The following is a 14,019-nucleotide window of genomic DNA, read 5'->3' as shown; positions in this document are numbered from 1 at the left end:
CGCGACACTGACGCCGGCCGAGGACGCCCCCGGACCGCTAGTGCTCTGATCGCGCAGGTTCGCCGGGTTGGTCAGGTCGCGGTGGCGAGAAGGGTACGCCACGATGAGTGCAGCCCGGGCGAGTGCCCGCCGAACACTGCGCAGTGCGCGCGCCGGCGCTCTTCTACTCGGACTGCTGCCCCTCACCATGGCGCTTCTAGCGGCGCCTCACCGTCATGGGCGTCACCGAGCACCTTGTCGCCGATTGCACTGGTGCGGCGCACAGGCGATGCGCGGCATGGTTTCGCGTTACTCGCGGTCGCTCGTGCGGAATCCGGCGAGGGTGGTCTGGACGAGTCGATGGACCGCTGCCGGGTCGTGCAGGGTGGCCGCGGCTGCCAGGGCGTGCAGGCAGTAGGCGGTGAGTTCGTCGGCGGGGATGTCCTGCCGGATGGCTCCGGTCGCGGCGGCGCCGGTGATCACCTCCTGGATGAATTCCCGTAGGTGTTGGTGGGCGGCGGCAACGTGCTCGCTGCGATGGAGCATGTCGCCGAGGTTGTTGTCGTGTTCGCCCCGGTGGGCGACCGCTTGCGCGTAGGCGGTCAGGACGGCTTCCAGGCGTGGGAACCCTTGAGCGGTCTGGTCGCGTACCTCGACTAGTCCCCGCAGGTGTTGATCGATCTGGCGCTCGTGCCAGGCGTGGAGTATCGATTCGACGTCGGGGAAGTACTTGTACAGCGTCGCCCGTCCGATGCCGGTGTCCTTCGCGATCTGCGACATGGTCACGCCGGTCAGACCGTGCTTGGCGACCAGGGCGGCGGTGGCGTTGATGGTGGCCTCCCGGACCGCATCGCGGTGCGCCTCGATCGTCTCGTTCCAGATCCTCGGCATGTCGCCCATCGTACTCGGTGACTCCGTTTAAACAGATGACTTGACAGCGACAATCTGTATTGAAAAACTGGCGCTGCTTCCACCCGCCTGGGGGTGAGGCGCCGAACTGACCGAAGGAGTTATCGCCATGCCCGATCTGCCGTCCCATCAGGACACCGGTTCCGGGGTGTCTCAGACCCCGATCGCCGGCGTGTCTCGGCGCCGCAAAGTGCTGGTCGCCGTGGTCGTGGTCGCGTTGGTGGTGCTGGTCGCGGTGCTGCATCTGACCGGTGTGATCGGCGGGGAGAGCCACTGATGATCGAGGCGGTTGGGCTGGTCAAGCGCTACGGAAACGTGGCCGCCGTGGATGGGCTGACGTTCACCGTTCCGGCCGGGTCGGTGACCGGGTTCGTCGGACCGAATGGGTCAGGGAAGTCGACGACGATGCGGATGATCCTGGGGCTGGACGCGCCGGACGCCGGCTCTGTCACGGTGAACGGCCGCCCGTACGCGCGATACCGGCGGCCACTGCGTGAGATCGGGGCGCTGCTGGACGCCAAAGCGGTGGCCCCGGGGCGCTCGGCCTACCAGCATCTGCGATGGCTGGCACTCAGCAACGGCATCCCCCGCGCGCGGGTCGAGGACGTGCTGCGCCAGGTCGGGCTGACCTCCGCCGCCCGCAAACAAGTGGGCGGATTCTCTCTCGGCATGGCTCAACGGCTGGGCATCGCCGCGGCGCTGCTCGGTGACCCGCCGGTGTTGATGTTCGACGAGCCGGTCAATGGGCTTGACCCCGAAGGCGTGGCATGGATCCGCAGCATGCTCAAGTCGCTGGCCGCGCAGGGGCGGACGGTGTTCCTGTCCAGCCATCTGATGAGCGAGATGGCGCTGACCGCCGATCGGCTGGTCATCATCGGACGCGGTCGGCTGATCGCCGAAAAGAGTGTCGCCGACTTCCTCGCCGCCGGAGCCGACAACTACATCCGCGTGCGCTCCGCCGATGCAGATACCCTGGCCGTTCTCCTCGCCGAGCGGGGTGCGGCCGTCGACCGCGAGGCGGAGGGTGCCCTGCGGGTCATCGGTGCGACCGCCGACGAGATCGGCGAGGCAGCACGGGTTCGAGGGCTGGGCCTGCTGGAGCTGTCGCCGCAGCAGATGTCGCTGGAGCAGCGCTACATGGAACTGACCCGCGACAGCACCGAATACCACGCCGCTGATCCGACGCCAGCCTCGGCCACAAACTGAAGGGTTTCATCATGACTGCCATCGCAGCATCTGCGGCCGCGCTGTCGACCGGGCGTCGCCGCGGCGACTTCACCAACGTGGTACGGGCGGAGCTGGTCAAGCTGGCGACTATCCGGTCCACGTACTGGGGACTGCTGGTCGCCTTTGCCGCCAACATCGGCTTCGCCGTGCTCGCCGCCGCCCTCCTGGCTCCACGGTTGAAACCCGATGACCTGACCCACGTGGACGTCGTCCAGCTTGCGCTGGCCGGGCTACATCTATCGCAGGTCGCCTTCGGGGTACTGGGTGCTCTGATCATCACCGGTGAATACGGCAGCGGAATGATCCGTACGACCTTCGCCGCGGTGCCGCGCCGTTACACCGTGCTGGCCGCCAAGGCTCTGGTCTTCGCCGTTACCGCACTGGTCACCGCCACCGCCTCGACGATCGCCGCCTACCTGGCCTTCCTGGCGGCGCTGCCCGCGCACACCCTGACCGGTACCGCACTGACCGCGCCCGGCGTCACGAGGGCCGTGCTCGGCGGGGGCCTCTATCTGACCGTGTACGGGCTGCTCGGGTTCGGGCTGGGCACCCTGCTGCGATCCTCGGCCGGCGCCATCGCCACCCTGCTCGGCGTGCTGTTCGTCCCCCCGCTACTGCTCGATCTGCTTCCCGGATACTGGAAGACCACCGTGGGGCCCTACATTCCGATGCAGGCGGGTACCCAGATCTTCGTCGCCGCCCGCCGCGAGGCGGTAAGCCTCGCCCCGTGGACAGGCTTCGGTGTGTTCTGCCTGTACGCCGCCGTGGCGCTGCTGGTCGGGTTCGCTGTCATCAACCGGCGCGACGCGTGACCGACCGGGTTCACCGAGCCATGGACCCGCTGCGTGGGCGTCGGCCCTGGGAGATCGGAGCACCGCAGCCGCCGCTGCGCGAGCTCGCCGCGACCGGAGCACTCCGTGGCCGGGTGCTGGACGTCGGCTGCGGCACCGGAGAGCACACCCTGATGGCCGCCGCGGCCGGCCTGGACGCCACGGGGATAGACCGCGACGCCGACGCCCTGGCGATCGCCGGACGCAAGGCTCGCGAGCGGGGCCTGACCGCACGCTTCATCCGACACAACGCGCTGCGGGTAACAGAGCTGGGGGAGGTGTTCGACACGGCGCTGGACTGCCTCCTCCTGCATGCGATGACCCCCGCGGACCGGTCCCGGTACCTCGATGGTCTGCGAGCGGTCCTGCGATCGGGCGGCCGACTGTTCGTGCTCTGCTACAGCGACTGGCACACCGCCGAACCGACCCCACCCCACCGGATGTCCCGCGGTGACCTCGAATCCTGCTTTACCAGCGGATGGAGGGTGGATTCCATCCAGGCCACGACCAGCGCGTCGACCGTCCACACCGGCGGCGTCGCCGCCTGGCTGGCCGCCTGCACAACGCTCTAGGAAGGACCCGTCATGCCATCTACCGAAGCGCGGATCCCTACCGATCGGGCCAGCCGCTACCTCACCCAGTTGTGCGACCACACCGCCCGGATCAGCGACCTGCCCCATGACCACCGACACGGCGAGGGCAACGCGATGGCGATCCCACGCCGCGTCGAGTACTCCGACACCGATGGAGTCATCGAATTCGACCGCGGACACTGCATCCTGCGTGCTAACGGCGAGGAACTCGTGCTGCTGGCCGAAGCCGACGACGAGCAGCACCTGCGGCTGATGCAGGACGCCATCACCGCACGCCTGCGGGGGATCGGCCGTCGCGACCAGCTGAGCCTCACCTGAGAGCCACCTTCGACCGCCCCGGGCCAACCTCGACGCATCGGAGCGATCGTCGAACAGTTGATGACACCGGCCGGGCGCACCGATCCCTTCCCCTTGTACGCGGCCGCGCACGAGCTGGGACCGGTGTCAGTCCTGGCCGACGACTCGTTCGTCGTCTGCGGTTACGCGGCAGTGAACCAGGTTCTGCGAGAACCGGGATTCGGACTGGCCACCACCACGCCGCCCGACTCCGGAACCGGTGCACTGCGTCTGATGAACCGGTCCATCCTGCGCGCCAACCCACCCGACCACGGCCGTATGCGCTCGCTCATCTCGAAGGTGTTCACCCCACGCCGGGTCGCCGACCTGCAACCGGCGAGCGAAGCCGCGGTCGACGACCTCCTCCGCCAGCTTTCCGACGCCGCGACCGGTGGGACGACCGACTTCATGGACCGGGTCGCCTTCCCGCTCCCTGTCACCGTGATCGGCGAGCTACTCGGCGTCCCGCCTGGTGACCGCCGGCGCTTCCGGCCGCTGGCCGCCGACCTGACCGACGCACTGGAACTATCCGGCGACACGTCAACGTCCGCCGACGCGGCGGCGCGCGAGCTAGCCGGATACTTCGCGCCCCTGATCGGCGAACGCCGGGCGGCCCCCGGCGATGACCTGGTCAGCGCCCTGGCCAGAGACGCGGGTGATGGTCGGCTGTCGGACGAGGAGTTGCTGGCCAACCTGATCCTGCTGCTCGTTGCCGGCTTCGAAACCACCACCAACCTGCTCGGCAACGGCCTGGCGATACTGCTCAACCGACCCGAGTTGACCGCCGCGCCACGCGCCGGACACATCCCGATCGCTGGCTTCATTGAGGAGGTCCTTCGTTACGACTCGCCGGTCCAGGCCGTCAACCGGCGGGCCCACCGCGATGGGCTGACCGTCGCAGGCGTTTCCATCCCTGAAGGCAGCGACCTGATCCAGCTGATCGGCGCGGCCAACCGCGATCCCGCCCGCTACAACGACCCCAACCGCTTCGATCCCACCCGCACCGACATTCGGCCACTGAGCTTCGGCGCCGGCGCGCACATCTGCGTCGGCAACAACCTGGCCCGGCTCGAGGCAGCAGTGGCCTTCCCGAAACTGCTGAGCCGATTCCCGGACCTGTCAGCCGCGTCCGACCGAATTCCAATACGCCGCGACCGGCTCGTCCTTCGCGGATACCAGACCCTGCCCGTCCAGATCACCCCCCGGCTGATCGCCGCTAATCAACGGCGGCCGCGGAGCGATTGATCACGGAGACGGGCGTAGTGAGATCGGGTGAGACGACACATGTCCGCGAACCCGCCAGGGTGTCGGGCTGGCGCGGAGGACCGTTGCTCTGGCCGCGGCTGCCCTGGCCCACTGCCGCTTGCCGGCCTGGTGGCTGCTACCTCTGGCTGTCGTCGCCTTGCTAACTCTGTCCCTGCTTCGGGCAATGCCCAGAAATCACTCGTGATCTGCTGGCTGACCGATGTGAATGAGTTTGATCGATCGGTACAGGGGTTCAAGCGGCTGTCAGGATCGATGCGTCAGGCCAGCGGGCGCCGGTGGCGGTGGCGGTGGTTACGCGGCCGGGATGAGCACGGTGACCGTGGTGCCGGTCGGCGGGTGGTCGCAGGGGGTCTCGGAGCGGGTGTCGGTGAGGTGATGTGCTCCGGCCGAGCAGATGCGCAGTTCGCCGTGGTGGGCGCGGATGATGGCTTCGACGAGGGACAGGCCGAGGCCGGTGCCGGGGGAGGTGCGGGCGTTGTCGGCGCGGCTGAACCGTTCGGTGGCGTGGGGCAGGAACTGCGGGTCCATGCCGGGGCCTTCGTCGTGCACGGTCAGAATGATCAGGTTGGTGGTGCGGGCCGCGGTGACGGTAACGGGTTCCCCGCCGTGTCGCAGGGCGTTGTCGAGCAGGTTGGTGATGACCTGTTGCAGCCGGGTGGCGTCGCCGCGCACGGCGAGGTCGGCGGTGATGGTGGTGTGCAGCGTGGCCCCGGTGGTGTGGTGGTAGCGGTTGACGACGCCGGTGACGAGTGCTCCGAAGTCGATGATGGGTACGGTGTCGGTGTCGATGGGTCGCACCCCGATGCTGAGCAGAGTGTCCGCGAGGGCGATCAGATTGGCCGTGTCGGCAGCGGCGCTACGCACGGTGTGTTCGAGCTCCTCGGCGGTACGGGGTCGGCGCAGCGCGAGTTCCAGCTCGGTGGACAACAGAGTCAGTGGGGTGCGGAGTTCGTGGCTGGCGTCGTTGATGAACCGCCGCTCCCGTTCCAGGGCGGTTTCCAGGGCGGCGAGCATGTCATTGAGGGTGTGGCCGAGGCGGGCGACCTCGTCGTGGGCGGTGTCGGACACGGCGAGGCGCACGCCGGTGGCGCCGGCGGCGATGAGGGCGGCTTCGGTGCGGTACCGCTCGACGGGTTGCAGCGCCGCCCGGGCGAGCAGGTAGCCGACGAGTGAGGCGATAGCCAGGGCGGCGAGGTTGGCCAGGGTGAGCTGGGCGATGAGTTCACGCAGCGCCTCATCGCGTTGATTGCGGCGCACGGCGACGAGCGCGGCGGCCGGCTGCCCGGGTGGCGGCGGCCCGCCGGCATGCAGCGGTACCGCGTACAGGCGCAACGGGCGGGCGCTGATCGGCAGCAACCGGCCCCGGTCGGTGCGCACCGGGCGGTCCAGAGCCGCGCGCAGCTCGCCCGGAGTCAGCAGCGATGCAGCAGGCAGGTCGCGGCTACCGGCAATCACATGGTTCCCGGCGTCGAGGACCTGGAACGAACCCACCGCCGACACGGCCTCGCGTCCGGCTGCCTGGGGCAGCGTGCCGGCGTGGACGAGGTCGGTTAATTGCGCGGACTGGGCCTGGAGGTCTTCGTCAAGGCGAAGATCGAGGGCGTACTGGACCCGGAAGTAGACGAATATGCCGGCACCGGCGAGCACGAGCAGCATCGCCGCGGCGAACCCGGCCACGAGGCGTACCCGCAGCGGCACCCGGCGCAGGGCGCCAACGACCCTGCGGTCCCGCGGCGGACCGGTCGGGCTGTCGTGGCGGCGGGCGCGTAACCGGGGCACGTCAGCCGCCGTCGGGCCGCAGGCGATACCCCGCACCGCGCAACGTCTCGATGGCGTACCGGCCGAACGGCTTATCCACCTTGCCTCGGAGGTTCGCGATGTAGACATCGATGACATTGGAGCGTATATCGGTCTCGCCGTCCCAAACCTCGCCGAGGATCTGGTAGCGGGTCACGCACTCCCCGGCCCTGCTCGCCAGCAGCGCCAGGATGTCGAACTCCCGCGCCGACAGGTCGATCCGGTCTGCGCCGCGGAAAACGGTGCGGCGGGCCGGGTCGAGAACCAGGTCACCGGCCCGCACCTCACCGTTCTCCGTGTCGGTGGTGCGGCGGTGCAGCGCGCGCAGCCGGGCGAGGAGTTCATCGAAGGAGAATGGTTTGGGCAGGTAGTCGTCCGCGCCGGCGTCGAGGCCGGCAACCCGGTCGGCGACCGCGCCCCGGGCGGTCAGCATCAGTACCGGGACTTTGTTGCCGTGCTGGCGTAGCCTCTGGCAGACAGCGATGCCGTCCAGGCCGGGCAGCATCAGGTCGAGCACCACACTGTCGTATGTGCCTCCAGCGGCGGCGAGGAGCCCGTCGGAGCCGGTGTGGCGCACGTCGACGGTGTGTCCGGCTTCCCGTAGGCCGCGGGCGAGCAGGTCGGCCAGGCGCCGCTCGTCCTCCACCACCAGTACTCGCACCCTGCCTCCTGTTCGCCACCGGGCAACCGTCGTGGCCGTCCGGCTGCCAGTTCATCACGACCCACGTCGGCCTTCATCTGCCTTTCATGTTCAAGCGGCTCCCTCCATCGCGCTTTCTCATCGGGCATCTGCCGCCCGGGGCTCAGGGCACACGCTCGCGGGGGCGATGGACGGTGGGCGCCTGCCTAACGCCCGGAACCCGGGTGACCGCGACGGTCTGAGGACAGTGAGATAACCGACCGGTCCCTGGTCAGGCTGCGCCGGGCCACCGTCCTGCCGTTGATCACATCACGGGCCCGCGCCCCTACGCACCACGGCAGTGGTACGGCAACCAGCCTGTTGCACCTGATCTTGCCGCCGACCGCCGATCGCCCCTGCACCGTTTCATCTTGGCTTCATGTTCGATCTCTAGCGTCGGCCCGATGAGCGATGTGCTGGCGGTCAACGCCGTCAACCTCACCAAGACCTACGGGCCGTTGACCGCGGTCGACAACATCACCGTCCAGATCGGCCAGGGCGAGGTCTACGGCATCCTGGGCCCCAACGGTGCCGGCAAGACGACCTTCCTGCGGATGCTGTTCGGCCTTATCCGCCCAGACAGCGGCACCTTGGAAGTCTTCGGCCGGTCGTGGCCGAAGAACGGCGTCAGCGCGCTGGACGGCGTCGCCGGGTTCATCGAGAGCCCCAAGTTCTACCCCGGCCTCACCGGCCGCCGAAACCTGCAACTGCTCGCCGGCCTTGACGGCGGCACCGCCGGACGACGCATCGACGAGGTGCTGGAGGTCGTCGACCTCGCCGACCGGTACCGCGACAAGGTCCGCGGCTACTCCTTCGGCATGCGCCAACGACTCGGCGTCGCCGCATCGTTGCTGCGTGACCCGCGGCTGCTCGTGCTCGACGAACCGGCCAACGGCCTCGACCCGGCCGGTATCCGCGACATGCGCGCCCTGGTCAAACGCCTCGCCGAAAGCGGCCTCACCGTGCTGCTCAGCAGCCACGACATGGGTGAGGTCGAGCAGATCTGCGACGACGTGACCATCATGCGCACCGGGTCGGTCGTCTACCACGGCTCCATCGCAGCGCTGCGGGAGCAAGCCCCCGCTCAGGCGCACCGAATCAGCACCACCGACGACCACCGCACCGAGACACTCGCCCGGGCCCGCGGCCTTCAGGTCTCCCACACCGAGGACGGCCTGGCCGTGCGCGGCCCGCAGCGCGACGTCGACGCGCTGATCGCCGACATCATCGGCGCCAGTATCGCCCTGCGTGGCCTGAGCCTGTCCGAAACGCCGTTGGAGGCCCTGTTCTTCATGCTGACCGAATCCGCGCCAGGCGCCCCGACCGCCGACCTGAACATCCCTGCCACCAGCGGAGCGCACCGATGAGCGCCTACCCCACAGGTAACGGTACGTTGCCCATCCGCAGCGGGGCCTGGACCGGTGCCGGTCGCCGGTCTGGCACCGCGATCGTGCTGCGCTGGGAGGTGGCCAAACTCGCCGCCCAGGCTCGCAGCCGGTTCCTCCTACTGGCCTGCCTGATCGCACCCCCGATCATCGTGGTCATCTTCAAAGGCCAGCAACCACCGAAAGACACCATCTATGGCCGACACATCCACGACAGCGGCTACGCCGTACCCCTGCTCATCCTGGCTTTCGCCGCCCAATGGGTTCTCCCACTACTCGCCGCGCTCGTCGCCGGCGACATCTTCGCCAACGAAGACCAGCACGGCACCTGGAAAACGATCCTCACCCGGTCCGTCAGCCGCGCCCAGATTTTCTGGGCCAAGACCCTGACCGCGATCGTGTTCAACATCGCCGTATTCATCGTGCTGGCCGCCAGTACTATCACCGCGAGCCTGCTGATCGTTGGCACCCAACCGCTTCCCGGGCTCAGTGGCCAGCTCATCGCCTCGGGCGCCGCACTGAAGCTCGTCGCGGCCAGTTGGGCCACCGCCCTGCCGCCGATCCTCGGCTTCACCGCCCTGGCCATCCTGCTGTCGGTCACCACCCGAAACCCCACCGTGGGTGTCGCGGCCCCCGTCGTCCTGGGCTTCGTCATGCAGCTGCTGTCCAGCATCGGCGGACTGAACCTCGCCCGCCGCGTGCTACTCACCACAGGGTTCGAAGCCTGGCACGGCCTGTTCACCCAGCACCGCTTCTACGGTCCCCTGATCACCAGCATCGCGGTCAGCGCCGGCTGGGCTGCGCTGTGCCTGGCCGCCGCCTACTTCTCCCTGCGTCGCCGCGACATCACCGGAGGCTGACCCATGAACCGCGCCCGCTTGCTCCCCCTCGTCGTACCCGCAGTTCTCGCCGTCGCCTTCGCAGCACTGATCGGTCGCGGAGGCTCCGACGTCACCAAGGCCCGACTCGAACACGCCATCGCCCCGACCTTCGCCAACCTCTACGTCCAACGGGCGACCATCCTCGGCGAACCCGGCATCACCGTCACCACCATCGCCGCCTCCGCCAGCTGCGACCGCGGCGGCCCCACCGTACGTGACGTCGGCCCCGGACCCGACTGGATCTGCCAGATCACCTTCCACGACGACCACGGCCAAACCCAGAACGGCAAGTTCGAAGTCCAAGCCAAAGCCGACGCCACCTACGTGGCCGGCGGACCATCCAAACTCGTCGGACAGGCCACCCTCACCGACAAAGCCGGCAGGACGGTACCCAACCCGGTCTTCGAATTCGACGGCGCATACGACCCGAACAGCTGAAACAACAGCTACCTCGGCGACCGTCGAGATCTTCAAGCGGCTGACCTGGTATCACGTCATCGAACGCCCGTCGCTCTGGCAGCACGCCGACAAGCCGGCGCGGCGTCCTAGCGCCGCCCAGGTAACGCGCCGATCGAACAAACGGGTGGCTGGTCGAGTTACCACCCGACCAGCCGCTGCCGCGCTGTGTGACCGGATCCGGGAGTCGCCCGGACGTGCCCACGTGCCGCCGGGCTACACCGAGCCGAGTCGGTGACACAACGCTAGAAGCGGGCATGGGCTTACGGTGATAGGCATGGAAGGACCAGAGGCCGGAGCTGGCCGGGCGGGAGGCGGGGCTGCGGCGGCAAAGCACGGGCGGTTGCGTACCCGCGTGGTCGACGAGCACATGTTCGGCACGAGATACGGCACGATGCGAGTTCAGCTGTTCACCGGCGCGGGGCTGCGACCCGTCGCGGTGGTGACTCAGACCGGCGGGGAGGGCGGTAGCCTGCAGAACCGCGCCGAGTGCTACGTCGAGGAGATCTGGCGACGGCTGTGCCCTGACGAGGCCGAACCGCCACTGTTCATTGCCCACCAGCTGCTCGGGGAAAAGGACTTGGGCTTCCAGCAGTATCGCCTCATCGCCGCTGGACCGTACAGGGTCGAACGCCCAGTGCGGTGGGGACCTAGGCTGAGCCCAGCCGAGCTGGCGGAGCTGGTCGGAGGGCCGATCGACCCGGACCGCGGCGCCGGCTACGTTCAGCGCGAGCCGCTCGAAGAAGGGAAGCTGCAATTCAGAGTGACCGCGGTGATCGTGTTGCCGCGTCCGGACTTGCACGGCGAGCCGCGCTGCATGCCGACCGGTACGCCACTGCGGCGGCGTCTGGGGCGGCAGCTCGCGCCTCGTCGCCACGGAAGGGATTGCTGCTGGTACCACAAGGGCGACTGGCGGGCCGCTTCCGCCGTCGCCATCCGGGCACTTTCCCAGATTGCCCCAGGGCCGCTGGAGCATTTCGACGCCAGTCCCGACGGACAGGTGTCCGCGCCGCAGGCGATCATTCGCGCCCAGACCTTCGACTCGTGGACCCGTACTGCCGCCGAGAGCCTGCTGCGCGATCCCATCCAGATCGACCGCGACGTCAACGGGTCCATTTATGTCAATGGACGGCATCGCAGTCAGGCGATGCTCGACGCCGGCGTACGCCGGACCCTGGTCGCCTACTGGGTCTGGCCCGGAGATCAAGACAGCAACCGGTGAACGAGGACAGCCCGGACACGCTCGACGAGCAGCAGATCGCAGCGGTGCGACAGCTCATCGCGCGGACCGATGACGTGGGCCGGGTGTCCGAGCGTGAGCCGCGGCGGAACCTGATTGTCTGGCTGACCCGTGGTCGGTGGCGTTTCCGTCGTGGCCGGCCAGTCGTGCCGACTCTGGACAACCCCTGGCAGGACACCACCTGCCCGGAGCGCGCTGGATGGCGCACCCGCGCAGCCAATCTCCGCCGCTTTGAGGATGAATTCGTGCTCGCGGTGGACTACCAGACCTGCGCCGACTGCCGGATCGGCTGGGTCGAGCAGCCCTACACGCTGCCGCGGTACCAGCGTCATGGCCTGGCCCGCGCTGGCCTGGCCGCGCTTCGTTCGGAACACCCCGGCTTGTCCTGGTACACCCTCGGCGGCCACTTCCCCGACTCAGAGCGGTTCTGGACCGTGGTCGGCACGGGCGTTCCCGGCGGCTATCAGCAAGGGAAGACCTGCGGGCACGTTGGCCCCGGCTGACCTCGGCCATGTCAACGGGCAAGGTCGGAGCCCGTTGACACCACCGTCCTGGCTCGCCTCGACCTGTAGACCTCTCTAGCGCCTTCTAGTGTTATGGCCAGGTCTTCGACGAGCAATTGTCAATACCTGTGGTTGGATCTTTCAAGCGTTGCCGAACAGTAGCGGCCGGATGGGTCGTCCGACGTGGCGCATGAGGCGTGGGCCGAACGGAACGTTGGGCAGTTGAGGCGTGTAGTGCATGAAGGCATAGCGAAGACGCCAGGCCAGGACACCGTCGGTGGCGACCTGATCGCCGACGACGACGCCAGGGCGGGGTAGGTCGTGGAAGGCGGCCACCCGCAACGGCTTTCGCGCCGAGGCCAAGTAGCCAACCGTGGCCCAGCCGACGGTCGGCGACGTTGGCGGCCTGCGTGCCGAGTTGGTCGCGAACACCACCGAGTCGGGGCCCGCGTCGACCGCGGAGGCGAGGACGGTCGCGATCCCGTCCTCTAGCGCGCTCTGAGTGGTGTCCCAGAAGGCCACCAGAGGTTCGACGTCGAAGACGATGGTCCTGGCCCGTAACGCCGTGAGCTGCGCCCACACCTCACCGGGCGTGGCCACCGGCAGATAGGTAGTCTTCATGCCGCGACCACCTCGTCCTGGGCGGCTTGCTGCCCACGTTCGACGAGTCTGCCGCGTTCGAAGGTGGCGCCGGCGCCTACGAGGGCGACGAGATGGGGCGCGTTGACGGCACGCCAGCGGTCCTGCGCGGCCTCGATGAGCTTGAACGCCATCGCGATGCCGGCGGCTTTCGAGCCCGGACCCTTGGTGACCCTGCTGCGGTTGCGTACGGTCGCGAAGGTAGATTCGATGGGGTTCGTGGTGCGTAGATGGATCCAGTGGTCTGCGGGGAAGTCGTAGAACGCGAGCAGTTCGTCCAGGTCGTCGATGATCTTCGCGACGGCTTTGCCGAACTTAGCGCCGTAGGCGAGCTTGAACACGGCGGCGGCCCGGCGCGCGTGCTCACGGTCCTCAGCGTTCCAGATCTCGGCCAGGGCCTTTTTCGCTCCGGGATGCGCGGACTTCGGCAGCGCCGACAGCACGTTGGCGATCTTGTGGAACCAGCAACGCTGCACACGGGTGGTTGGGAAGACCTCGCGCAGCGCGGCCCAGAAGCCCAGCGCACCGTCGCCCACGGCCAGGACCGGGCCGCGCATGCCGCGCCGGGCGCAGTCGCGTAGCAGGTCGGCCCACGAGCCGGTCGACTCCCGGTAACCGTCGGTCAGGGCGATGAGTTCCTTGGTGCCGTCGGAGCGCACGCCGATGAGCACCAGCAGGCACAGCTTCTCCTCGTTCAGGCGAATGTTGACGTGGATGCCGTCGGCCCACACATACACGTAGTCCACTGTGGACAAGCTTCGCTGGCCGAAGGACCCGGCCTCGTCCTGCCACTGGGTAGTCAGCCGGACAATCGGCGACTCACGGCACCAGGCCGGCAGGATCGTCGAGGTAAACCGGCGACGGGTGCCGGTGGAATCGGCGACGCGCTTGTCGTTGACCCGCGGCGCCACCACCTGCACCGCGCCCGCGGCGGTGAGCACCTGCCTCGGCTGCGCGTGCCCGTTGCGCACCACGAGCCGATGACCGTGCTCGTCGAGCTGATCGGCGTAGGTGGCGATGTAGGCGGCGACCTCGGCCTCCAGAGCGGCGGCGAGCATCCGCCTCGCACCCTCGCGGACGATCTCATCGATCACCGAATCGGCCGGTCCAGCGCCCGCTGGTGGGTCAGCTGGCATCGGCTACTCGGGGTTGACTACCGTGAGCACGGGCGTACCTTCCCGACCCGCGTTGGCGCGCGGGCCTTACTCGATTCCAGGCATGGGCTTTTGTCGGGAGGGTACGCCCCCCAAACGCTCACCCACAGGTTTCGAGCCTGTTGATCGAGGTTGGTGAAAGGTG

General features: G+C 68.4%; 16 protein-coding genes. 11 read left to right on the top strand and 5 right to left on the bottom strand.

The window, feature by feature from the left end:
* Positions 1-288: 288 nt before the first annotated feature.
* Complete coding sequence (locus Raf01_RS35660; protein ID WP_203922504.1) at positions 289-870, bottom strand: TetR/AcrR family transcriptional regulator; 582 nt, start codon at positions 868-870, stop codon at positions 289-291.
* Positions 871-997: 127 nt separating this feature from the next.
* Here Raf01_RS35660 and Raf01_RS35655 point away from each other — a divergent pair, with 127 nt between their 5' ends.
* Genes Raf01_RS35655 through Raf01_RS35630 form a run of 6 tightly spaced genes read left to right on the top strand, consistent with a single transcriptional unit; the run spans position 998 to position 5,119 of the window.
* Positions 998-1,165, top strand: coding sequence for a hypothetical protein (locus tag Raf01_RS35655; RefSeq protein WP_203922503.1), 168 nt, complete (start codon positions 998-1,000; stop codon positions 1,163-1,165).
* On the top strand, positions 1,165-2,094 hold the full coding sequence (locus tag Raf01_RS35650) for an ABC transporter ATP-binding protein (protein ID WP_203922502.1): 930 nt from the start codon (positions 1,165-1,167) through the stop codon (positions 2,092-2,094). Before Raf01_RS35655 ends, Raf01_RS35650 begins: the two co-directional genes overlap by 1 nt.
* 11 nt (positions 2,095-2,105) lie before the next feature.
* Positions 2,106-2,927 (top strand): ABC transporter permease subunit, encoded by an 822-nt coding sequence (locus Raf01_RS35645; RefSeq protein ID WP_203922501.1) that lies wholly within the window; start codon positions 2,106-2,108, stop codon positions 2,925-2,927.
* 20 nt (positions 2,928-2,947) lie between these two features.
* On the top strand, positions 2,948-3,517 hold the full coding sequence (locus tag Raf01_RS35640) for a class I SAM-dependent methyltransferase (RefSeq protein ID WP_203922500.1): 570 nt from the start codon (positions 2,948-2,950) through the stop codon (positions 3,515-3,517).
* Between the two features lie 12 nt (positions 3,518-3,529).
* The gene (locus tag Raf01_RS35635; protein ID WP_203922499.1) at positions 3,530-3,856 is read left to right on the top strand and encodes a DUF2218 domain-containing protein; all 327 of its coding nucleotides are present in this window, start codon (positions 3,530-3,532) and stop codon (positions 3,854-3,856) included.
* Between the two features lie 60 nt (positions 3,857-3,916).
* Positions 3,917-5,119, top strand: a complete 1,203-nt coding sequence (locus tag Raf01_RS35630; protein WP_203922513.1) for a cytochrome P450 — start codon at positions 3,917-3,919, stop codon at positions 5,117-5,119.
* Positions 5,120-5,431: 312 nt separating this feature from the next.
* Here the strand turns inward: Raf01_RS35630 and Raf01_RS35625 are convergent, their stop codons facing one another.
* Both Raf01_RS35625 and Raf01_RS35620 read right to left on the bottom strand, forming a co-directional pair.
* A complete protein-coding gene (locus Raf01_RS35625) occupies positions 5,432-6,919 on the bottom strand; it encodes a sensor histidine kinase (RefSeq protein ID WP_203922498.1) in 1,488 nt (495 codons plus the stop codon).
* Position 6,920: 1 nt separating this feature from the next.
* Positions 6,921-7,598 (bottom strand): response regulator transcription factor, encoded by a 678-nt coding sequence (locus Raf01_RS35620; RefSeq protein WP_203922497.1) that lies wholly within the window; start codon positions 7,596-7,598, stop codon positions 6,921-6,923.
* Between the two features lie 422 nt (positions 7,599-8,020).
* Here Raf01_RS35620 and Raf01_RS35615 point away from each other — a divergent pair, with 422 nt between their 5' ends.
* From Raf01_RS35615 to Raf01_RS50045, 5 genes are all read left to right on the top strand, one after another.
* Positions 8,021-8,983 carry an ABC transporter ATP-binding protein gene (locus Raf01_RS35615; protein ID WP_203922496.1) on the top strand — a complete coding sequence of 321 codons (963 nt, stop codon included), beginning with the start codon at positions 8,021-8,023 and terminating at the stop codon, positions 8,981-8,983.
* Positions 8,980-9,861: a DUF2705 family protein gene (locus tag Raf01_RS35610; RefSeq protein WP_203922495.1), complete on the top strand. Its 882-nt coding sequence runs from the start codon at positions 8,980-8,982 to the stop codon at positions 9,859-9,861. The genes Raf01_RS35615 and Raf01_RS35610 overlap by 4 nt, the downstream gene beginning before the upstream one ends.
* A gap of 3 nt (positions 9,862-9,864) precedes the next feature.
* Positions 9,865-10,320 (top strand): hypothetical protein, encoded by a 456-nt coding sequence (locus Raf01_RS35605; RefSeq protein WP_203922494.1) that lies wholly within the window; start codon positions 9,865-9,867, stop codon positions 10,318-10,320.
* A gap of 373 nt (positions 10,321-10,693) precedes the next feature.
* On the top strand, positions 10,694-11,560 hold the full coding sequence (locus tag Raf01_RS35600) for a hypothetical protein (protein ID WP_203922493.1): 867 nt from the start codon (positions 10,694-10,696) through the stop codon (positions 11,558-11,560).
* Positions 11,557-12,081 (top strand): hypothetical protein, encoded by a 525-nt coding sequence (locus tag Raf01_RS50045; protein WP_239134227.1) that lies wholly within the window; start codon positions 11,557-11,559, stop codon positions 12,079-12,081. The genes Raf01_RS35600 and Raf01_RS50045 overlap by 4 nt, the downstream gene beginning before the upstream one ends.
* A 141-nt stretch (positions 12,082-12,222) precedes the next feature.
* On the opposite strand, the gene Raf01_RS35590 is transcribed toward Raf01_RS50045, so the two are convergent.
* Together Raf01_RS35590 and Raf01_RS35585 are read right to left on the bottom strand one after the other, a co-directional pair.
* A complete protein-coding gene (locus Raf01_RS35590) occupies positions 12,223-12,702 on the bottom strand; it encodes a hypothetical protein (protein WP_203922492.1) in 480 nt (159 codons plus the stop codon).
* A complete protein-coding gene (locus Raf01_RS35585) occupies positions 12,699-13,856 on the bottom strand; it encodes an IS256 family transposase (RefSeq protein ID WP_203922491.1) in 1,158 nt (385 codons plus the stop codon). The genes Raf01_RS35590 and Raf01_RS35585 overlap by 4 nt, the downstream gene beginning before the upstream one ends.
* Positions 13,857-14,019: the final 163 nt, after the last annotated feature.

Origin of the sequence: Rugosimonospora africana, from assembly GCF_016862975.1 — a bacterium.
Lineage (GTDB): Bacteria > Actinomycetota > Actinomycetes > Mycobacteriales > Micromonosporaceae > Rugosimonospora > Rugosimonospora africana.
This window is presented reverse-complemented; position numbering and strand designations above follow the sequence as displayed.

Bases quoted from the DNA above. Each gene is read 5' to 3' on its own strand.
- Raf01_RS35660 (WP_203922504.1), bottom strand. From the start codon at position 870: ATGCCGAGGATCTGGAACGAGACGATCGAGGCGCACCGCGATGCGGTC.
- Raf01_RS35655 (WP_203922503.1), top strand. From the start codon at position 998: ATGCCCGATCTGCCGTCCCATCAGGACACCGGTTCCGGGGTGTCTCAG.
- Raf01_RS35650 (WP_203922502.1), top strand. From the start codon at position 1,165: ATGATCGAGGCGGTTGGGCTGGTCAAGCGCTACGGAAACGTGGCCGCC.
- Raf01_RS35645 (WP_203922501.1), top strand. From the start codon at position 2,106: ATGACTGCCATCGCAGCATCTGCGGCCGCGCTGTCGACCGGGCGTCGC.
- Raf01_RS35640 (WP_203922500.1), top strand. From the start codon at position 2,948: ATGGACCCGCTGCGTGGGCGTCGGCCCTGGGAGATCGGAGCACCGCAG.
- Raf01_RS35635 (WP_203922499.1), top strand. From the start codon at position 3,530: ATGCCATCTACCGAAGCGCGGATCCCTACCGATCGGGCCAGCCGCTAC.
- Raf01_RS35630 (WP_203922513.1), top strand. From the start codon at position 3,917: ATGACACCGGCCGGGCGCACCGATCCCTTCCCCTTGTACGCGGCCGCG.
- Raf01_RS35615 (WP_203922496.1), top strand. From the start codon at position 8,021: ATGAGCGATGTGCTGGCGGTCAACGCCGTCAACCTCACCAAGACCTAC.
- Raf01_RS35610 (WP_203922495.1), top strand. From the start codon at position 8,980: ATGAGCGCCTACCCCACAGGTAACGGTACGTTGCCCATCCGCAGCGGG.
- Raf01_RS35605 (WP_203922494.1), top strand. From the start codon at position 9,865: ATGAACCGCGCCCGCTTGCTCCCCCTCGTCGTACCCGCAGTTCTCGCC.
- Raf01_RS35590 (WP_203922492.1), bottom strand. From the start codon at position 12,702: ATGAAGACTACCTATCTGCCGGTGGCCACGCCCGGTGAGGTGTGGGCG.
- Raf01_RS35585 (WP_203922491.1), bottom strand. From the start codon at position 13,856: ATGCCAGCTGACCCACCAGCGGGCGCTGGACCGGCCGATTCGGTGATC.